Annotated in this window: 16 protein-coding genes and 1 tRNA gene; 11 read left to right on the top strand and 6 right to left on the bottom strand. The window is 59.5% G+C overall.

Annotation, left to right across the window (positions count from 1 at the left end):
* The first annotated feature begins 46 nt into the window (after positions 1-46).
* Positions 47-1,177: an alanine racemase gene (alr, locus tag FZX13_RS08420; RefSeq protein ID WP_226409191.1), complete on the top strand. Its 1,131-nt coding sequence runs from the start codon at positions 47-49 to the stop codon at positions 1,175-1,177.
* A gap of 37 nt (positions 1,178-1,214) precedes the next feature.
* Positions 1,215-1,303, top strand: a tRNA-Ser gene (locus FZX13_RS08415).
* Positions 1,304-1,319: 16 nt separating this feature from the next.
* On the opposite strand, the gene FZX13_RS08410 is transcribed toward FZX13_RS08415, so the two are convergent.
* The gene (locus tag FZX13_RS08410; RefSeq protein WP_226409189.1) at positions 1,320-2,234 is read right to left on the bottom strand and encodes a serine hydrolase; all 915 of its coding nucleotides are present in this window, start codon (positions 2,232-2,234) and stop codon (positions 1,320-1,322) included.
* A gap of 17 nt (positions 2,235-2,251) precedes the next feature.
* On the opposite strand from FZX13_RS08410, the gene FZX13_RS08405 reads away from it, so the two are divergent.
* Together FZX13_RS08405 and FZX13_RS08400 are read left to right on the top strand one after the other, a co-directional pair.
* The gene (locus tag FZX13_RS08405) at positions 2,252-2,980 is read left to right on the top strand and encodes a C40 family peptidase (RefSeq protein WP_226409187.1); all 729 of its coding nucleotides are present in this window, start codon (positions 2,252-2,254) and stop codon (positions 2,978-2,980) included.
* Positions 2,981-3,040: 60 nt separating this feature from the next.
* Positions 3,041-4,003 carry a glycosyltransferase family 2 protein gene (locus FZX13_RS08400; protein ID WP_226409185.1) on the top strand — a complete coding sequence of 321 codons (963 nt, stop codon included), beginning with the start codon at positions 3,041-3,043 and terminating at the stop codon, positions 4,001-4,003.
* On the opposite strand, the gene FZX13_RS08395 is transcribed toward FZX13_RS08400, so the two are convergent.
* Positions 3,961-4,428, bottom strand: a complete 468-nt coding sequence (locus FZX13_RS08395; RefSeq protein ID WP_226409183.1) for a HEAT repeat domain-containing protein — start codon at positions 4,426-4,428, stop codon at positions 3,961-3,963. The genes FZX13_RS08400 and FZX13_RS08395 overlap by 43 nt on opposite strands.
* Before the next feature lie 90 nt (positions 4,429-4,518).
* Between FZX13_RS08395 and FZX13_RS08390 the strand changes: the two genes are divergently transcribed.
* The 4 genes from FZX13_RS08390 to FZX13_RS08375 all read left to right on the top strand — a co-directional run bounded on the left by FZX13_RS08390 (position 4,519) and on the right by FZX13_RS08375 (position 9,447).
* A complete protein-coding gene (locus FZX13_RS08390; RefSeq protein ID WP_006851672.1) occupies positions 4,519-4,635 on the top strand; it encodes a photosystem I reaction center subunit VIII in 117 nt (38 codons plus the stop codon).
* 43 nt (positions 4,636-4,678) lie between these two features.
* Positions 4,679-5,170, top strand: a complete 492-nt coding sequence (locus FZX13_RS08385) for a photosystem I reaction center protein subunit XI (protein ID WP_115022755.1) — start codon at positions 4,679-4,681, stop codon at positions 5,168-5,170.
* Between the two features lie 110 nt (positions 5,171-5,280).
* Entirely contained in the window at positions 5,281-8,400 is a 3,120-nt protein-coding gene (locus FZX13_RS08380; protein ID WP_226409181.1) for an efflux RND transporter permease subunit, read from the top strand.
* A gap of 57 nt (positions 8,401-8,457) precedes the next feature.
* On the top strand, positions 8,458-9,447 hold the full coding sequence (locus FZX13_RS08375) for a cupin (RefSeq protein ID WP_226409179.1): 990 nt from the start codon (positions 8,458-8,460) through the stop codon (positions 9,445-9,447).
* Positions 9,448-9,458: 11 nt separating this feature from the next.
* Here FZX13_RS08375 and FZX13_RS08370 read toward each other — a convergent pair whose 3' ends face one another.
* From FZX13_RS08370 to psaA, 4 genes are all read right to left on the bottom strand, one after another.
* Complete coding sequence (locus FZX13_RS08370; protein WP_226409177.1) at positions 9,459-10,223, bottom strand: DUF3598 family protein; 765 nt, start codon at positions 10,221-10,223, stop codon at positions 9,459-9,461.
* A gap of 38 nt (positions 10,224-10,261) precedes the next feature.
* The gene (locus FZX13_RS08365; RefSeq protein WP_226409175.1) at positions 10,262-11,059 is read right to left on the bottom strand and encodes a helix-turn-helix transcriptional regulator; all 798 of its coding nucleotides are present in this window, start codon (positions 11,057-11,059) and stop codon (positions 10,262-10,264) included.
* A 355-nt stretch (positions 11,060-11,414) separates the two neighbouring features.
* Positions 11,415-13,628 carry a photosystem I core protein PsaB gene (psaB, locus tag FZX13_RS08360; protein WP_226409173.1) on the bottom strand — a complete coding sequence of 738 codons (2,214 nt, stop codon included), beginning with the start codon at positions 13,626-13,628 and terminating at the stop codon, positions 11,415-11,417.
* Positions 13,629-13,650: 22 nt separating this feature from the next.
* Positions 13,651-15,954, bottom strand: a complete 2,304-nt coding sequence (psaA, locus tag FZX13_RS08355; protein WP_166017663.1) for a photosystem I core protein PsaA — start codon at positions 15,952-15,954, stop codon at positions 13,651-13,653.
* A gap of 402 nt (positions 15,955-16,356) precedes the next feature.
* Here psaA and FZX13_RS08350 point away from each other — a divergent pair, with 402 nt between their 5' ends.
* The 3 genes from FZX13_RS08350 to FZX13_RS08340 all read left to right on the top strand — a co-directional run bounded on the left by FZX13_RS08350 (position 16,357) and on the right by FZX13_RS08340 (position 20,402).
* The gene (locus FZX13_RS08350) at positions 16,357-17,736 is read left to right on the top strand and encodes a hypothetical protein (protein ID WP_226409171.1); all 1,380 of its coding nucleotides are present in this window, start codon (positions 16,357-16,359) and stop codon (positions 17,734-17,736) included.
* A 69-nt stretch (positions 17,737-17,805) separates the two neighbouring features.
* Positions 17,806-19,533 carry a precorrin-3B C(17)-methyltransferase gene (gene cobJ, locus FZX13_RS08345; RefSeq protein ID WP_226409169.1) on the top strand — a complete coding sequence of 576 codons (1,728 nt, stop codon included), beginning with the start codon at positions 17,806-17,808 and terminating at the stop codon, positions 19,531-19,533.
* Between the two features lie 113 nt (positions 19,534-19,646).
* Entirely contained in the window at positions 19,647-20,402 is a 756-nt protein-coding gene (locus FZX13_RS08340; RefSeq protein WP_226409167.1) for a CsgG/HfaB family protein, read from the top strand.
* The last annotated feature ends 8 nt before the right edge of the window (positions 20,403-20,410 follow it).

The following is a 20,410-nucleotide window of genomic DNA, read 5'->3' as shown; positions in this document are numbered from 1 at the left end:
TGCTATCGGCCACATGAAGCCGTCTCGGTAGCGCCGAGCACCGCCTGTGATTCCGGAGCTGAATCCACGTCAGCGCGCCTGGGTGGAAGTCTCACCTGCAGCGATTCGGGCCAATGCCAGGGCTCTCTGCCATCACCTTGGCCCTCGCACCCAGTTGATGGCGGTTGTGAAGGCCGATGGCTATGGCCATGGCGCCGAGACCGTGGCACGAGCAGCACTCCAGGGGGGAGCCACCAGCCTTGGAGTAGCGACACTCCAGGAAGGCCTCGAGCTGCGCCGGGCTGGTCTGGAGGCACCGGTGCTGTTGCTGAGCAACCTCCACGAACCGGACGACCTACACACCTGCCTGCACTGGCGATTGATGCCCACCCTGAGCAGCCTCAGCGATGCCCAGCTGTGCAACGCGCTCGCAGCCGACAGTGGTCGACGTTTCGACGTGCAGCTGAAGATCGACACCGGTATGGCACGGCTGGGCTGCTCCCTCAGCGACAGTCATCAGACCGCAGCGGGGCTTCAAAGCCTGGAACATCTGAATCTGGTGGGTATCTACAGCCATCTGGCCTGTGCAGACGAACCCGACGATTCCCTGACAAGCATCCAGCAGGATCGCTTCGTCAGCATGCTGTCGGCCGTGCCACAAGAGGGCGACAGCATCACCCGCCATCTAGCCAACTCCGCTGGGACCTTGCTCAATCGTGAGCTGCACCACGACCTCGTCCGCGTCGGCCTGGCCTTGTACGGCCATGCCCCTGCTCCACACCTGAGCGACGTCATTCCCCTGCAACCCGCCCTGGCCGTACGTGCCCGGGTCAGCCTCATCCGTGCAGTCCCTGCCGGAACAGGCGTCAGCTACGGCCATCGCTTCGTCACGCAGCGCCCCTCCCGACTAGCGGTGGTGGGCCTGGGCTATGCGGATGGCGTTCTGCGGTCTCTCAGCGGGCTCATTCATGCCATACATCGGAATCACCTGCTCCCGCAGGTGGGGGCCATCACCATGGACCAGCTTCTGATTGATGCCACCGATGCACCCGAACTGAAAGAAGGCGACATCGTCACCTTGCTTGGTCGAGACGGCGAGCTTGAATTGAGCCCTCAACGTTGGAGCGATCACTGCGGTTCGATTCCCTGGGAAATCCTCTGCGGTTTCAAACGACGCTTGCCCCGCGTGGAAGTCTGACCAACTGCCCAGCACTTGGTATTCTGGGTGCGCCGCTGGAGAGGTGGCTGAGTGGTTGAAAGCGGCTCCCTGCTAAGGAGTTACAGGAGGCAACTTCTGTCGAGGGTTCGAATCCCTCCCTCTCCGTTCCAAGCTCATGTGCTTAATTCACCCGCTCCTCGGAGCTGGTGAACTGGCTGAGTTGCCGTGCCAACTCCGGCAAAAGGGATGCATCCCTGGCGCGATCAGGACCCGTTGTGAACACCACCAGCAAGGTCGGCGACTGCTGATCGGGAGCCTGAAACCAAGCCGCATCATGACGGGCCTGACTCATCCAACCGGCCTTGCTCCACAGTTGCGTTTCCTCGGGTAAGCCCTCGCCGAGAAACCCATCCACCTGGTTCTCAGGATCGGCACGCCGCTGCTGCTGATCCAGCGAGCGCTGCAACAGACCTTGCAGCCGACGACATGCCGGCGGCGACACCACCGCACCGGTCATAACGGCCTCCAACATCCGGGCTGTCGCGACGGTGGACAAGCCATTGCGGTTGCTGTTGTCGGCTCCATAGAAGATTTTCTCCCGGCCATAGGGACCATCTCCCCAGGTCTTCTGACAGCAATTCACCGCCTCCAGCTCTGGCCAGGCCAAGCTCTGCAGCCAGGTATTGATCAAGCGACGCTGCTGGGTCCAGAGCTCCCAGCGCTCGCCATGGAGTGCAGGGCCGCTGGTGGTGCCCGTAAGCAGATCAACCACGAGCCCAGTGGCATCGTTGCTGGAGTCGGCGATCATGTCGCGCACGGCGCGCTGCAGTTCATCACCGTCTGGGATCAGGTCGCGCTGCAACCACTGCTCAACGGCGACGGCATAAAACAGTTTGACCACGCTGGCCGGATAGAGGATCCGGTCTTGATTCCAGGAGGCGCCGCACCCCTGACCAGCCTCCGGTGCAGCATCGGTGTACCGCACCCAGGTGATCGCCAAACTGTTGCGCAGCCCCGGACGGCCGTCTGCATCGAGCGCATCGAGTGCCGTCTCAAGCCGAGCCGCCATGACGGGATCGGGACGGTAGAACGCCATAGCGATTCGATTGGGCCATGGCGACGTTAGGCACCCTGCTGGCCCCAGACCTGATTCAGACAGGTTCCAGCTGGCAGCTGTGTGAGGACGTCAATGGTTATGCGCGACCTAATGGCGAGAATCTGACCACGCAGGCCTGTCGTGGACGCCGCTTTCGCATCTTGGAGAAGCAGCGCAACAGGATCGCCGTGCAGCTGCTGGAGGATGGTTACCGCTGCTGGTTGGACCTTGAGGCTGTCCTGGGGCGAGCTGAGCAATGCTCACCCTGGAGACCGTCGCCGCTGAGCGAGTCGGAAGTTGAACGGAGGATGCCTGGCGTGCTCGCCTGGAGCGAAACCGCCCAGCAACAGCCCAATACCTATCTGTGGGGCGGAACCACCGAGCCGGACATGGATTGTTCCGGCCTGATGCAAATGGCCTTCGCCAGCCAAGGCATTTGGATTCCGCGAGACGCCTACCAACAAGAACGGTTCTGCCAACCGATTGCTGCTCTCCCCGACGATTACAGCCTGCTGAAACCGGGAGATCTGCTGTTTTTCGGCACACGCCGGCGTTGCACCCATGTGGGGCTTCATCTGGGCGATGGCCGCTATCGCCACAGCTCAGGCCAGGCCCATGGGCGCAATGGAATCGGCATCGACAGTCTCCACAGCCGCGACCGACACCCGGTCGCTTGCCATTACCGAGCTGAATTTCGCAGCGCAGGTCGTGTGGTTCGTTGCCATGACGGATCCCATCTCTCCTGACGCTGTCAGCAAGATCGGCAGGGACCCTGCTTAAGTTGAGCGACTCGCAGCGCGACCGGCATGAGTGCACCTCTGAATCTCTCGGTGGTGGTGCCGCTTTACAACGAAGAGGAAAGCCTTCCCCATCTGGTTAACCAGCTCATCTCGGCACTGCGTCCAGCCGGTGAGACATTTGAACTGGTCCTTGTCGACGATGGATCCAACGACCGCACCGCAGAGGTGCTGGCACAAGTCAGCAGCGACGTACCTGAAGTAGTGGCCGTGCTGCTGCGCAAAAACTATGGGCAGACCGCAGCCATGGCAGCAGGGTTTGACGTTGCTGGTGGAGAGGTCATCGTCAGCCTGGATGGCGATCTTCAGAACGATCCAGCCGACATCCCAATGCTGTTGGCCAAATTGCGAGAGGGATATGACCTCGTGAGTGGCTGGCGCCATCAGCGCCAGGACGCCGCGCTTCAACGCAAATTGCCCTCCCGGATGGCCAACCGTTTGATCGGACGGGTGACCGGCGTGCGACTTCATGACTACGGCTGCTCACTGAAGGCCTATCGACGGGAGGTGCTGGCAGATATGCGGCTGTATGGAGAGCTGCATCGCTTTCTTCCCGCCCTGGCCTTCATCGAGGGCGCACGGATCACCGAAGTCAAGGTGAACCACCGTGCCCGTCAGTTCGGCAGCAGCAAGTACGGGATCGACCGCACCTTCCGGGTGTTGATGGATCTACTCACCGTCTGGTTCATGAAGCGGTTCCTGACCCGACCGATGTACGTGTTCGGCTTCGGGGGCTTGCTCGCGATTGCCGCCAGCTTGATTGCCAGCACCTACTTACTGGCGATCAAAGTGATGGGTGGCGACATCGCCAACCGCCCTCTGCTCACGCTGGCCGTTGTCCTTGGAATCGCTGGAATTCAACTCTTCTGTTTCGGACTCCTTGGCGAACTGCTGATCCGCACGTATCACGAAAGCCAGGGCAGGCCGATCTACCGCATCCGTGAAACGTTGCGAGGTGGCCGAGCCGGCTGACGGATCGAAACAGCAGCTGGACCAGAGCGAAAAGGTGCGATCGCTGCTGCTGCCTCTTCCACCACACGTGAATCACTGTCCCGCAGCGCTTGGCGCAGCATGGGGAGCGCCGAACGATGCCCCCATCGAGCCGCCAAACGGACGGCACGCAACCGTTCCTCTGGCCCAGCCTCCATATCAGCTTTCAAGCGACGCTGCAAAGCAAGACGCTCCAGCTCGCTTGTTGGTGCCGTCCAAGACTCCAAAGAATCATCAGCGACATCCCCCACAGATGCAGGCTCAATCACCAGTTCCAGCTGGGCACGGTTGAGCTGCGCAACACCACTGGCATCGGTGCTGGAGAGCATCGGCTTCAGCGGTTTCCTGCGCAACCAGAGCACCACCGTGAGCAGGACGACGGCACCAGGGAGGAGAACGTTCTGCATGCGGATTGAACTTTTATGTCGCCGGTGCGACCTAAAGCAGGCCGTCAGATCGGACCTCCTTACAGTAGCTGCGAAGCTTTTGGCCTCGACATGACTGGAGATTTCGCTGCTGCCTGGCTGCCTGCGATTTTTGTGCCCATCACCGGAATCGTTTTTCCCGCAGTGTTCATCGTCCTTGTTGGTCGAGTGATCACCGCTGCCGAGTGACCGCGAACTGCGGATCGTTTCAACCCCTCAGCACTCGTAACTCATGACTGTCACTCCTGCTGCTGATCCCTGCGTCGGCAATCTTGCGACCCCCGTCAACAGCGGTTATTTCATCAAGGGACTGATCAACAACCTGCCCCTCTACCGCCCTGGGATTTCCCCGAACTTCCGTGGCCTGGAAACGGGCGCAGCGTTCGGTTATCTGCTCTTCGGCCCGTTCACCATCTGTGGCCCTTTGCGTGCCACCGAGTATCAGCAAACCGCCGGTCTGCTGGCCGCCATTGGTGCTGTTCACATCCTCAGCCTGCTGTTCCTGCTGTACAACCAGCCCGGCAAGCAACCCAACATCCCCCCGGCAGACGTCACGGTTGAGAATCCTCCCGCCGACCTCTTCACCCGCACAGGTTGGTCTGACTTCACCAGTGGGTTCTGGCTTGGTGGCTGCGGCGGCGCCGTTTTTGCCTGGTTCCTCTGCAACACCGTTCACGTTCAGGATCTGTTCAAGATCGCTGCTGGTGTCTGGAGCGTCGGCTGAATTCATTCACCCGAAGCCCCTCACCCAAACCATTCATCCCCCGGTTGCTTGCCCCGCAGGCAACCGGGGGATTTTTCCTGCCAAGATCCACACACTTTTGAGACGTCCAGGTGCGGTCGATCTCCCAGCCGTTTCTCCGACGGCCGGTCCTTACGGTCGTCTGCAGCCTGCTGATCCTTCTGGCGGGCTGCACAGCGCTGTTCGGCCTGGGGCTAGAGGATCTTCCGCCACTCGCGCCCACCCGCGTCAGCGTTAACGCCAGCTTCCCTGCGGCTTCGCCAGAGGTGGTGGAGCAGAGCGTGACACGGGTGTTGGAACAACAGCTGAATGGCCTTGAAGGGATCGAAAGCATCAGCTCAACCAGCAGGCAAGGCGGCGCCAGCATCTCGTTGCGATTCAACGCGGGAGATCCCGAGCTGAATGCCATCAAGGTGCAGAACGAAGTCAACCTCGCCAGCCGCCGGTTGCCTCAAGTGGTGACGCGCCAGGGACTCCAAGTACGTCGCTCCTCGGAAGACCTATTGATGATCTTGGGGTTCAGCCACCCACCCGATCAATACGTCCCGACTTTTCTCACAGGTTGGCTGGACCAGACCCTGCGCGACGCACTGCTCACCACACCAGGTATCGGCAATGTGCAGATCTTCGGCAGCAGTGAACTCTCCCTTCGCCTGTGGCTGGATCCGCAACGCCTCGAACAAACCAACCTGACCCTTGGCGATGTCAGCCGAGCCCTGGCTGAACAGAATGTTTTGGCTGCCGTTGGCAGCATTGGCGCGGCCCCTGTTCCATCGGGCCAGCTGCTGAGCCTTCCAGTGGAAGCGGAGGGGCGCCTCCGCAGCAGGTCGGATTTCGAGAATCTCGTGTTGCGCCGGCTGGACAACGGCGGGCTGCTGCGACTGAAAGATGTGGGACGGGTTGCCCTCGGACAGCGCAACTACGGACGAGAGGCCATGAATTTGGACGGGGAGCGCTCCGTCGCCGTGGGGATCTACCAGCGTGACGGGGCCAATGCCCTGGAGGTGAGCAGGGCGATCAAGCGCAAGTTGCAGCAGTTGGGACCGAGCTTCCCGCCGGGCATCGAGCTTTCGATGATCGTTGATGTGGCCGACACGGTTGAGGCCAACCTCGATCGCACCTTCATCACTTTGCGCGATGCCGTGCTGCTGGTGCTGGTCGTGCTGGTGCTGTTTTTGGGCCGATGGCGCCTCGCCCTGATCCCGGGCCTTGCCGTGCCGGTGGCGCTGGTGGGAAGCCTCAGCCTGGTGAAACTGAGCGGTTCCAACCTCAACAGCCTGATCCTGTTTGGGCTGGTGCTGGCCACCGGGATCGTTGTGGATGACGCCATCGTCGTAAGCGAAGACATCGCCGGACGCATCGAACAGGGCACCCCCCCCGAACAGGCGGCGGAAGACGCAATGGCTGAGCTGGCGAATGCTGTTGTGGCCACCTCATTGGTGTTGGCAGCCGTGTTCCTTCCCGTGCTGCTCATTCCTGGATCGATTGGACGCCTTTATCAACCCATCGCCCTGGCCATCAGCGGAGCGATTCTGTTCTCCACCTTGAATGCGCTCAGCTTCACCCCGATGGCCTGCGCCCGTGTGTTGGGTCCAGGTGGTGGCCGTCTTCCTGGGGCCATCGGCAAGCTCAGCCGCTGGCTTCGGGAGGGAATGCAAACACTGCAATGCCAATACGCGAAGCACCTCGAGCACTGGCTGCAGCGAAAGCGGCTCATCGCCTTTGTGCTGCTGAGCGGCCTTGTCATCACAGCCTCTGGGTTGGCGGTGATGCCGACAGCTTTCATTCCCGATGACGACCAAGGTCAGATCCGCGGCTACTTCACCCTTCCCGACGGCGCCAGCCTCGAGCGCAGCGTGGCCGTGATGGACGACATCCGGCGCGTCGTCAGCGAAGAACCGCTGGTGCGCACCGGCAACTTCTATGCCGGCAGTTCGTTCGGACAGAGCGGAGAAGACCGAGGGTCCTTTTACCTGCGACTGCAAGCCCTGAAGGATCGGCCCGGCGTTGAGCAGAGCAGTGGCGCCATCAAACGCCGACTCAACCGCGAGATTCAGCAACGGGTCGGCGATGCCAGGGTCGTGCTGATTACCCCTCCGGCAGTGCGGGGCTTTAGCAGTGAATCAGGACTCTCTCTTGAACTGCTGGACCGCAGCGGCGGCCAATTAAGCCTGGAGCAATTCGGCCGAGTCGCCCAAGAGTTCATCCAAACAGCTCAAGCGACAGACAGCTTTGAACGGGTGAGCACCCGCTTTGATGCCAGTTTCCCCCGCTGGCGCCTGGAGCTCGATCGCGACCAACTGGCCGCTCTCGACCTCGACTACGGCGCAACACTGCGGGAAATCGGCACAGCCTTCGGTGGCCGCTACATCGACGACACCTTCGACGGCGGTCGGATCCGCTCGATTGTTCTGCAGCTGGATGGCCGCGAGCGACGTCGCCCCGAAGATCTCACCGGCCTAATGGTGCGGAATCGCAGCGGTGAGCTGGTGTCTGTGGCAACAGTGGCCAGCTTGAGCCGGGAGGAGGGCGTCAACAACATTCGCCATTTCGGACTCAACAGAGCGATCCGCATCACCGCCATCCCCGCTCCAAGGGTCAGCAGCGGTGAAGCCATCGACGCTCTAACCCAGGCAGGAGACCGGATTGGAGGCAGCAACATAGGGTTGGCCTTCACAGGCCTGGCGTTGGAAGAACAAAGGGCTGCACAGGTGACCTGGGTGCTGTTCGCCCTTGGTGTGACTGTGGTGTATCTACTTCTGGCCGCGCTCTACGAGAGTTTCGTCGACCCGTTGATCATTCTGCTGACGGTGCCGATGGCTCTGCTCGGAGCTCTGATTGGCTTGAAATTGCGGGGCCTTCCGCTGGATGTCTACGGCCAGATGGGACTCCTGGTGCTGGTGAGCCTGGCGGCCAAGAACGGAATTCTGATCGTGGAATTCGCCAACCAACGGCTTGCAGCAGGCCTGGAACTGCGCCAAGCAGTGATCGACGCTGCCGTGAACCGGATGCGCCCAATCCTGCTGACAGCGGTCACATCCTTGGCGGGTTTCCTGCCTCTTCTGCTCGCCCAGGGCACGGGAGCCGCCAGCCGGATCAGCATCGGCACCGTGGTCTTCAGTGGACTGCTCGTGGCCACCTTGCTGTCACTGTTTGCAGTCCCTGCCGTCTACCTGCTGTTGAAGCGCGATCGGACACCAGCCCAGATCTAACGGTGCGCTCTGAACGGCTGCACCATCGCCCACCGCGTAGGGTGCTGCCTCGAACCAATGGTTCTGCTGCTGGAAGGAACGATGACCATCACCCCACGGGCGACGACGGCAACAAGTTCTCAGGCGCAGTTCTTTGACTACGCCTCAGCGGCCAACCCCCTGCAGAAGGGTCTGATCAGCACGATCCCCTACCGAAGCTTTTCGGCAAGTTTCTTCGATGAGCCTGGGACGGCCTTGCAATCTCTTGATTTGAGTGCCGAGTTGCACTGCGAGGGGCCGGCCACCGGTCCATCGCTCTGCGGCAATTTCATTCGCCTGGATCAAGGAGCACTGCGCACCAATGCGGATGCAACCAGTCAGCTGTTCTTTGTTGCCCGAGGCGATGGGCAAACCGAAGCCTGTGGTCAGGTTTTTCAGTGGAGCGAAGGAGATACTTTCGTCCTTCCGGCCGGCGGGGAAGCGATCCACAGCAGCCAGGGTCATGCCGGCCTCTACTGGGTGCACGATGCCCCCCTGCTTCGTTATCTGGGCGTCAGCACAGTGAAGCCTGTATTTGAGCCCTGCTTTTACAGCCATCAAGATGCTCGCGCTGAGCTGGATGCCATCGCCAGAAATCCTCGAGGAGCCAACGCCAATCGGGTGAGTGTGCTTTTAGGCAACGACGCATTTCCTCAGACACGCACCGTTACCCATACCCTGTGGGCCATGTTGGGAATTCTCCCCGCAGGTCAGATCCAACGCCCGCATCGACACCAGTCGATCGCTCTTGATTTTGCGGTGGCCTGCCAACCGGGGTGCTACACGATGATTGGCACCGAACTGGACGCGAACGGAATGATCCGCAATGGTCACCGGGAAGACTGGGTGACCGGTGCAGCCTTCGTGACACCCCCGGGTTACTGGCACTCACACCACAATGAGTCCGGCGCAGACGCCTATGTGCTGCCGATCCAGGATGCAGGACTGCACACCTATCTGCGCACGCTCGACATTGCTTTCAGCAATCAAGGACGGGGTGAACGAGAGTCATTGAGCAACACCCCATAAGGGGAAAGAGGTCAACGGGTAAGCAGCTGATGATCCACCGACGTCAGCGCACCGTTGATTGCATAACGACGCGCAATTCGCTCGAGACGCGTCGGACTCGACAACCAAAGCGCTTCGATGCTGAACGTCTGGTTGGGATCAATCTGCAGCGGCGCCAGAAACGCACCTCCGTCGGGCAAGAAGACCCACTGCTCAAGATCGTCCGCTTCAAGCCGCAAGCCATCCCCTGGGGAGTTGATATCGCAACGCCAGTCCCCCATAAGTTGATTGGCCTCCAAGGGTGGACACTCGACCGCTGAACTCCCGACAAGGAACTCCCGGATCAAAACGATCCGATCCAACTGCCCTGCACTGTCCCAAAGCAGAACCAGGCGATGGCGCCGTTCGTTGTGCAGAAAACCGAATTCGGCATAGAGCGTGCTCCAGTTGGAACGCTGCAGCGTGCCTCTGGAAAAGCTGCCCGTAGCGAAGACACCCATATCGGGATCCACGCGCATGAAGCTTTGAACAATCCGTTTTTCAGGCTCGCCGGCGGGAGTTTGCAGGAGAGATCCCGACCCCTCCGGCCAGAACAGCAACGTCAGATGAAGAGCGATTCCAGAAACCGCCGGTTGCAGCGTGAGCAGAGATGGCTGACGTTTGGTTCGTTGCAATGATCGGTCCATGGTGTCGAACCAGCCGCGCCACTCACCAACGTTCCGCAACAGAAGCTCCCATTCATCCACGATCAGCCTGGTCTTGATCCGGCTGCAAAGGCTAGGCAGAGCCAGGGCCAAGAGGACAGAAAAAGTTCAATGCAAGTTCCCTTGACCTTTCAGCGGGATGCCAACAAGGTTGTGCGCGGAGTCTCCGCGAAGAGATCTCGATAGGCACTTGCGAAGTGATTCCGACTGGCAAAGCCAAAATGCTCGGCCGTCTGCTGGACGGTGTAACAGCTCAGCCGTTGACGTAGCTCTGGATTACACAGCACTTCGTGCACTTGCTGCAACCGAATACGACGTATCAATGCCATCGGTCCATAGCCGAACATTTCACGACAACTCACGGTAAGGGTTGTCTTGGTGGTAAACAGCGCCTCACACACCGAACTGAGTGAGATGGGCGTCATGCTCGATCGAAAGGCAAAGCGAACCAACTCCTGCACAAGATCACTGTGATGATTTTTTTGCACAGGCTGCAGAAGAGCTGAAGTCTCTGGCGATAGAGACTCGATCAGCTGAGCTTCCAGGAAGTCAGCCTCGAAAGGCCGTGGCACGTCAGCACCCTGCCAGGCGGGAAGCACCATCAACTGACGCAACTTGCGATGAACCATTGGGGGAAGAATGGCTGTGTTGTTGTGCTCCATTCGATGAGCAATCTCGGATGCACCCATCAGTTCGACCCAGGTATCAACGCGACGTCGATCGACAAGAGCAGCACCAATCCGATTGCCACCTGGAGACGTTCTCATCAACGTCTCCTTCATCTTGGTGTTGAATCCGGCCAGGGCATTCGGAGCCAACGACTCACCAAAATGACGGTGATCGCTGTAGTTGTCTGTATGTTCAATCGTGAATGGCAACCAGCGCGGATGACGCGTGCCCTCCACTAACAACGCCTGATCTGCTTGCATCGAAACAAGCAAGATTCCATCCTGATGATCGACCCTTAGACGTCCACGAAGGGGGCCTGACGACACCTGCACGACGTTGTAATCACAGCCAAGCTGCTTCCACAACCGTGCACACTCCTCAGCACTGTTGAATAAACGGTCACAACAGGGCAACAGAACCGATGATGACTCGTTTTGACGGATCAGATGCGGATCAGGCCAAGCTCAAACAAGTTAGCTAACAACAACTGATCGATCATGATCAGTTGCCAAATTCCTATGGAATGAAATTCCCACAAAAAAATCCCCACCCGGAAGAGCGGATGGGGAGAAGTGAAACGAGGAACGACTCGTAGCAGGTTGAATCAGGAAAGAATCAACCGAACTTTCCTGAAGTCGAAGCTATCAGGAAGGCTGCGTACGTCAGTACATAGCCGACCGTGAAGTGGGCGAGACCAACAACACGGGCCTGAACGATGGAGAGTGCCACAGGCTTGTCGCGGTAACCCATCATGTTGGCGATGGGGCTGCGCTGATGTGCCCAGACAATGGTCTCGATCAGTTCCTGCCAGTAACCCCGCCAGGAGATCAGGAACATGAAACCGGTAGCCCATACCAGGTGACCGAAGAGGAACATCCAGGCCCAGACGGCCAGGTTGTTGCTTCCAAACGGGTTGTAACCGTTAATCAGCTGGGAGGAGTTGAGCCACAGGTAGTCACGGAACCAACCCATCAGGTAGGTGCTGGATTCGTTGAACTGAGCCACGTTGCCTGACCAGATCGCCAGGTGCTTCCAGTGCCAGTAGAAGGTCAGCCACCCCACGGTGTTCAGAGCCCAGAAGACTGCCAGATAGAAGGCGTCCCAGGCAGAGATGTCGCAGGTACCGCCACGGCCGGGGCCGTCGCAGGGGAAGGAGTAGCCGAAATCCTTCTTATCGGGCATCAGCTTGGAGCCGCGAGCATCCAGGGCACCCTTCACGAGGATGAGGGTGGTGGTGTGCAGACCCAAAGCGATGGCATGGTGAACAAGGAAGTCACCAGGGCCGATCGGCAGGAACACATCGGTATTGCCGTTGATGGCATCAAGCCAGTAGTGGTCGCCAGGAATGTTCTGGGACGCAAGGCTGGCGGAGCTGGAGGCATTGGAGAGCAGCACGTCCATTCCATACATGGCCTTGCCAGAGGCGGCCTGTACGAACTGGGCGAAAACGGGCTCAACCAGAATCTGCTTCTCGGGGGTACCGAAGGCAACGACCACATCGTTGTGGACGTAGAGACCCAGGGTGTGGAATCCGAGGAACAGGGAGACCCAGCTCAGGTGACTGATGATCGCTTCTTTGTGCTCGAGCATCCGAGCCAGGACGTTGCCCTTATTGGCTTCGGGGTCGTAGTCACGGATGAAGAAGATCGCACCGTGAGCAAAGGCACCACACATCAGCGCAATGGCGATGTACTGGTGATGGGTGTACAGGGCTGCCTGGGTTGTGTAGTCCTTCGCGATGAAGGCATACGACGGCATCGAGTACATGTGCTGCGCAACGAGGCTGGTGATCACGCCAAGGGAGGCGAGAGCCAAACCAAGCTGGAAGTGCAGGCTGTTGTTGATGGTGTCGTAGAGACCTTTGTGGCCCGCACCCAGATCACCAGGAGTGCCCTGGGGAGGGTTGTGGGTTTCAAGGATCTCCTTGATGGAGTGACCGATACCGAAGTTGGTCCGGTACATGTGGCCGGCGATCACGAAGATGCAACCGATGGCCAGGTGGTGGTGGGCGATGTCCGTCAGCCAGAGAGCTTCTGTCTGAGGGTGGAAGCCACCAAGGAAGGTGAGGATGGCGGTGCCGGCACCTTCGGAACTACCAAAGACCTGATTCAGAGAATCGGGATTTTCGGCATACACACCCCAGTTACCGGTGAAGAAGGGTCCAAGACCGGCGGGATGAGGCAGAACGTTGAGGAAGTTGTCCCATCCAACGTGCTGACCGCGGGCTTCGGGGATCGCAACGTGAACCAGGTGACCGGTCCAGGCGATGGAACTGAAGCCGAACAGAACAGCCAGATGGTGGTTCAGACGCGATTCAGCGTTTTTGAACCAGGCCAGGGAAGGACGGAACTTGGGCTGCAGATGCAGCCAACCGGCGAAGAGGGCCCAAGCCGACAGGATCATCATGAAGATGGAACCCTGATACAGCTCGGCATTCGTCGTCATGCCGATTGTGTAGAACCAGTGATACAGGCCTGAGTAGGCGATGTTCACCGGGGAGGAAGCACCCGCCTGGGTGAAGGCGTCAATGGCGCCTTGACCGAAGTGGGGATCCCAGATTGCGTGAGCGATGGGGCGCACGTGCAGGGGGTCGGCGACCCACTGCTCGAAGTTGCCCTGCCAGGCGATGTGGAACAGGTTTCCCGAAACCCACAGGCCGATGATCGCGAGGTGACCGAAATGGGTGGAGAAGAGCTTCTGATAGAGGCGCTCCTCCGTCATTCCGTCATGGCTCTCGAAGTCGTGAGCCGTGGCGATCCCGTACCAAATACGGCGGGTTGTCGGGTCCTGGGCCAGACCCTGGCTGAACGAAGGAAATTTCGTTGCCATTAGAGGGAGAGGTCAGGTGAGGTCAGCCGACCACAAGAATGTGGGCGTGGAAGAAGGCCCACGTGGTCGCAATTCCGCCCAAGAGGTAATGGGCAACACCCACGGCACGGCCTTGGATGATGGAAAGAGCACGGGGCTGGATGGCGGGAGCCACCTTCAGCTTGTTGTGAGCCCAAACGATGGACTCGATCAGCTCCTGCCAGTAGCCGCGGCCACTGAACAAGAACATCAGGCTGAAGGCGAACACGAAGTGAGCGCCGAGGAACATGATTCCGTAGGCAGCCGTGTTCGAGCCATAGCTGTTGATCACCTGAACGGCCTGAGCCCACAGATAGTCACGCAGCCAGCCATTGATGGTGATGGCACTTTGAGCAAAGTTGCCATTGGTGATGTGCGCGACGGAGCCGTCGGCATTCACCGTTCCCCAGATATCGCTCTGCATCTTCCAGGAGAAGTGGAAGATCACGATTGACAGGGAGTTGTACATCCAGAACAGGCCCAGGAACACGTGGTCCCAAGCGGAGACCTGGCAAGTACCACCACGACCAGGACCATCGCAGGAGAAGCGGAAGCCCAGGTTGGCCTTATCAGGGATGAGACGGGAGCTGCGGGCGTACAAGACACCCTTCAGCAGGATCAGCACCGTCACGTGAATCGTGAAGGCGTGAATGTGGTGGACCATGAAGTCGGCAGTGCCGAGCGGCATGGGAGCCGCGGCGACTTTGCCGCCGACGGCGACCACCGAGCCGTTGAACACTTCACTCACACCCGCAAGGGCATTAGGAGCGGTGCTACCAGCAGCTGCGGCGTGCACGTTCTGAATCCACTGAGCAAAGATCGGCTGAATCGAGATGGCCGAATCGCTGAACATGTCCTGGGGACGACCCAAGGCACGCATGGTGTCGTTGTGGACATACAGGCCGAAGCTGTGGGCTCCGAGCCAGATGCAGACCCAGTTGAGGTGACTAATGATCGCGTCGCGAGCCTTGAGAACCCGATCGAGCACGTTGTCGATGTGCTTCGCGGGGTCGTAGTCGCGCACCATGGCAATGGCAGCGTGAGCGCCGGCGCCAACGATCAGGAAACCGCCGATCCAAATGTGGTGCGTGAAGAGACCAATCTGGGTCGGATAGTCGATCGCTTGGTACGGATACGGAGGCATCGCGTACATGTGCTGAGCAACGATGATGCTCACTGAGCCGCCGATGGCCAGGTTGACCGCCAGCTGGGCATGCCAGGAAGTGGTCATGAACTCATAAAGTCCATCGTGACCATTGGTGGCAGGGAAGAGCAGGGGATCGCCCTTCTGGCCTTCGTGGATCTCCTTGATGGAGTGACCGATGCCCCAGTTGGTCCGGTACATGTGACCGGCAACGATGAACATCACGGCGATCGCCACATGGTGATGGGCGATATCCGTCATCCAAAGGCTTCCCGTCACAGGATTTAGACCACCTTTGAAGGTGAGGAAATCGCTGTAGGCAGCCCAGTTACCGGAGAAGAAGGCACCGACACCGGCGCTGAAGCCGGGGTACAGCTGAGCCAGCAGATCCTGGTTGAAGAATTCGTGCGGCAGCGGAATGTCTGCAGCCGAAGCGATGGTCTTGCCATTGAGAACCAGCGGCTGGCCGGCATCAATCGCATCCATCAACTTGGTGACAGGAGCCGAGACGTGGATCAGGTGGCCTGCCCATGACAGTGAACCGAGACCCAGCAGACCTGCCAGGTGGTGGTTCAGCATCGACTCAACGTTCTGGAACCACTCCAGCTTGGGCGCTGCCTTGTGGTAGTGGAAAACACCAGCGTTGAGCATCAGGCCGGCCATCACCAGAGCACCGATGGCCAAAGCCATGAGCTGGGTTTCACTGGTGATGCCCCAGGCCCGCCACATCTGGAAGAGGCCTGAGGTGATTTGGATGCCTTGGAACCCGGCACCCATGTCTCCATTGAGGATGTCTTGGCCAAAGACGGCCCAGACTTGCTGGGCACTTGGCTTCACATGGGTGGGGTCGGCAAGCCAACCGGAATAGTTGGAGAAGCGTGCGCCGTGGAAGAAGGCACCGCTGAGCCAGATGAAGATGACGGCCAGGTGGCCGAAATGCGCGGAGAAAATCCGCCGAGAGACCTCTTGTAGGTCGCTCGTGTGAGCGTCGAAGTCGTGAGCGTTGGCGTGAAGGTTCCAAACCCAGGTGGTGGTTTTGGGACCTTTCGCGAGGGCGCGGTCGAAATGTCCGGGCTTACCGAACAATTCAAAGGTTGCAGGATTGTCAACCTTCTCGACCTGGCTCTTCGCGTCACTCCCACGCTCTGGTGGGCTGATGGTCATCGAGTCGTTCCTCGAGGGACGGGATTCGAGGTGGTGGGCCACCCCTCCGGCGAATGGGAATCCACCGGGGCCCCGGACACCAATCCACAAGGAATCAGCGTCAGGGCGTCAGTGAGACAGGAAGCCGAAACCCCTTGACTGCACTGAAGCTGGGGCCCCACAGAGGGGACCGCTGGCGGAAGCATAGGTGCGGAGGTGGGGTTAAAGGGCACTGAGTTACAAAGGTTCAATCCCATGGCGGGCCAGTCAGCGACAGGCGTCTGCAGAAGGCCGAGAATCAGTCAAACAATGAAGATCTCAACCAGTAAGCAATACAATTTCCCGCAAATATTCTCCCTAAGTAACTAAAACTGTGACATTGAAGGGCTGATTGTTCAGAATGATCAGATCTGTTCATGCCCAATGCTTCGCCCTGGCCTGAAGTCGATATGGGCTGTTCTGCTGACAGCTGTGGTGCTGCTGAGCGCCGGATTGCCAGTTCATGCACGACCTGGATTCTTCAACCGAGATGTCGGCACCGGCGCGAAGCCCCTACCGAGCTCCACCCCCAGCGGCAAGCTCCAGGAAGTGGCCCCACCAGGGGCGGTGCAACAGCTGCGGCAGGAGCTGCAACGGCACCGTCCATCCCTGCGGTTGGTGGATCCAAGCAACGACACCATCGTGGCGACGCAAGAGCTTGAGCTGAGTTTCGAGATCAATGACTGGCCCCTGAACAACGACCCCGAACTGGGTCTGGGCCCCCACGTCGCCATCCAGATCGATGACCGTTCTCCCCTACGGCTGAGCGATAGCGATGGCAACCGCCTGACGGTCCGCATTGACGATCTGGAAGCGGGCAGTCATCGGTTCAGCGCATGGGCTGCTTATCCCTGGGGGGAGGCCGTTCAGTCACCAGGGGCCTCCATCCAGGGCCGCGTCCACCTCTGGCAAAAACTTCAGGGCACGCAACCCGACCGGGATGCACCCTGGCTGGTTCCTGTTCCACCCGCTGGAGAACAAGGCCTGCAACCACTTCTGGTGGACTGGCTCCTTTGGAATGCTCCGCTCCAAAACCTGCGTGAGGGGGATGGACGCTGGCGTCTACGCATCAGCATTGATGGGGACAGCTTTCTGGTTGATCACCAGGAGGCCCTGTGGCTCAAAGGATCGAATGGCGCAAGCAGTCACGACATTCAGATGGAACTTCTGAATGGGCTGGGCGAGCCGATCACACCCGTGTTCAACAATCAGCTGGTGCACCTGAAGGCTCCATCAGGTTCCAAGCCGGGCTGGATGCGATCGCGCCTCAATGAGAGCCAGCTCGCCCGCTTGAGCGGATCACCTGAGCCAGAGATGCCGGAAACGGTCGAACAACCGAAAGAGGCTCTACAGAAAGCAGAACAGCCGCCACAACAGGCACCAGTCGAGATCGAGGCCGAGACAGAGACAGAGACAGAGACAGAGACAGAGACAGAGACAGAGACAGAGACAGAGACAGAGGCAGAGGCAGAGGCAAAGACCGATCCCATCGCCCCCGAGAACAGCGATCACGAGACGCCACAGTCGCCCCAGGCTCAGGACCAAGCCACGACAGAGGCCAGCCAACCAACACCAGCCCAGGAGGAGCCCACTGACAACGATCTGCCAATGAACACCAGCGAAAACAATCCACCGATGACGGACAAGCCAACTGAATCGTTCGAACCGCAGGCCCAGGCAGAAGCCAAGCTGATGCCGAGCAGCAGCCTGGGAGGATCAGCGCGTGAGCTGCTCAACAGTGATGGGCGCTTGCGCAAGCCCTGACCCGGATTCCCTGCCCTGAACCCAACACCCGACGTACCCGCTCTGGGCCTAGGACTCTCCCCCAGTGCCATGCCGCTCTTGGAGCGTCTGCTGCTGCGCGGCCAGATTGACCGGATCAAGGCGTCCGATCAAGACATCAATACTGCTCTTGATGAGCACTGGACGGCGCAGAAGGTCGTGCTGATTGTGGGTGCCGTGGGAGCGGTGACACGCCTTATCGCACCGCGGATCCAAAGCAAGGAGCAGGATCCGGCCGTTCTGGTTCTCGACCCAAAAGGGGATTTCATCATCCCGCTACTGGGAGGCCATTCCGCAGGTGCTGAACAACGCGCGCGGGAGATCGCCATGGATCTGGGAGGGCAGGCCGTGATCACTGGCGCCTGCGCCCATGAAGGACGTCTCCCCCTGGATGCCTTTGGTGAAGGCTGGGGCTGGAGACGCAGGGGGTCGGTGGCGGGTTGGCGCACTCTGATGGTGCGGCAAGCCCAGGGATTCAGAATCAACATTCACCAGAGCAGTGGATGTTCCGCCTGGCTCGGCCCTGAAAGCGAGCACTTGCTCGAAACCGTGGCCTCAGAGGCCGCTGACCTTGTGATCGGAGCGCGCCTTCAGGGTGATTGCCAATGGCATCCAGCAACGCTCTGGATCGGCATCGGCTGCGAGCGCAACACAAGTTTGTCCCTGGTCGACAAGGCCATTACCGAGGCTTTAGCAACAGCCGGGCTGGCAAAGGAGGCTGTCGCTGGCATCGCCAGCGCAGAGCGGAAATCCGATGAACCAGCCCTGCAAAAGCTGAGCCAGACCAGGGCATGGCCGTTCCGAACCTTTGCAGAGCAGACGCTGGCCTCCATTGACGTACCGAACCCCTCCGAGGTCGTGCGCAGGGAAATGGGAACAGCTTCAGTTTCAGAAGCAGCGGCGTTGCTGGCTGCAGGCGACAAAGGTGTTCTGATCCAGCCAAAGCAAATCAGCCATCCCGCTCCGGGGGAACAGGGCGCGGTCACGGTGGCTATTGCCGAAGCTCCCCTGCCCCACGCACCGGGTCGGGGCGAACTGCACCTGGTCGGCAGTGGCCCCGGAGATCTATCCCTGCTCAGCGGAGACGCCAAATCGGCCCTGTCGCGATGCTGCGCCTGGGTCGGCTACAGCCTCTACCTCGATCTGCTGGAGCCCATGAGACGTCCAGATCAAATGCGGTTCGATGGTCAGCTCACCCGGGAATGGGACCGCTGTGCCGAAGCACTGCGCTTGGCACAACAGGGCGCCAAGGTTGCTCTCATCTCCTCTGGAGATAGCGGGATCTATGGAATGGCGGGGTTAGCTCTGGAGCTGCTGCTTCAGCAACCCGAGCAGGACCGACCCAGCTTCACGGTGCATCCCGGAATTTCAGCATTCCAGCTGGCCGCCGCCAGAGCGGGAGCGCCACTGATGCATGACTTCTGCAGCGTGAGCCTCAGCGATCGCCTTACGCCCTGGAACGTGATCGAGAAGCGACTAGAGGCCGCTGCATCAGGAGATTTTGTTGTTGCGCTCTACAACCCACGCTCTAAAGGACGGGATTGGCAACTCGGGAAAGCCAGAGAGATCCTGCTGAGACACCGCCCCCCAACAACCCCGGTGATGCTGGCTCGGCAGCTGGGCCGCGCAGAAGAATCTCGTCAGCTGACGTGCCTTGAACGCTTAGAGCCCGAATTAGTGGACATGCTCACCTTGGTTCTGATCGGGAACAGCAGCAGCCGAGCAGAGGATGGCTGGATGGTGACGCCGAGGGGGTACCCCGGGGCGAGCATCCAATAGAAATAGAAGAGGTGCAGGTCCAGTACCCATTGGCTTGAACCTATGAATATTTTTGCCTGCAGGTTGTGAGGTTGTGACTACGTTTCTCGTAAGAAAGTCACTCCCTGAGGTTTATGAAACTCTCCTGGATCGCCGCCACAGCCTTGATGGTTTCAGGAGCCACAGTGCAGCCCGGCTTGGCTCAGATTTCAGGAATGTCGTCAGGTCCTGTCACCGTTGCGGTGAAGGAGATCACCAACACGGCCACAGGAACCTGGTGGTGGAGCCCTGCGGTCTCCAGCAAACTCACAGGGATGCTCGCCAATGAGCTGAAAAGCACCGGGCATTTCACTGTTGTCGAACGCCAAGGGCTGAAAAAAGTGCTCGGCGAGCAGGAACTAGCTGAGCTGGGCATAACCCGACAAGCCACCGCTCCCAAGAAGGGAATCATGACCGGTGCGAAGTACTACATCCTGGGCAGTGTCAGCGATTACCGCGAGAACACCGAAACCAAACGTGGTGGCGGTGGGTTCAACGTCATGGGCTTCGGCCAGCGCAAGTCGTCATCCTCCAGCTCGGCCTATGTCGCTGTGGATGTGCGCGTCGTGGACACCACCACCGGTGAAATCGCTTACGTCCGAACCATTGAAGGCAAAGCGACCTCCACATCGGAATCAAAGTCAACTTCTGGGGGCTTGTATGGGGTCGGCTTCAGTGACAGCCAGTCCTCGAGCAAGAAAGTACCCGCCTCCAAAGCGGTGCGGGCGGCGATGATCGAAATCAGCGAATATCTGAACTGTGTTCTGTATCTGAAGAACAGCTGCATCGCTGAATACGACGCGAAGGAGCAGCGGCGTCGGGAAGCGACAAAAGATGTGCTGGATTTCTGAACAGGGCA

It is taken from the genome of Synechococcus sp. MU1625 (assembly GCF_020514205.1).
Taxonomy (GTDB): domain Bacteria; phylum Cyanobacteriota; class Cyanobacteriia; order PCC-6307; family Cyanobiaceae; genus Parasynechococcus.
This window is presented reverse-complemented; position numbering and strand designations above follow the sequence as displayed.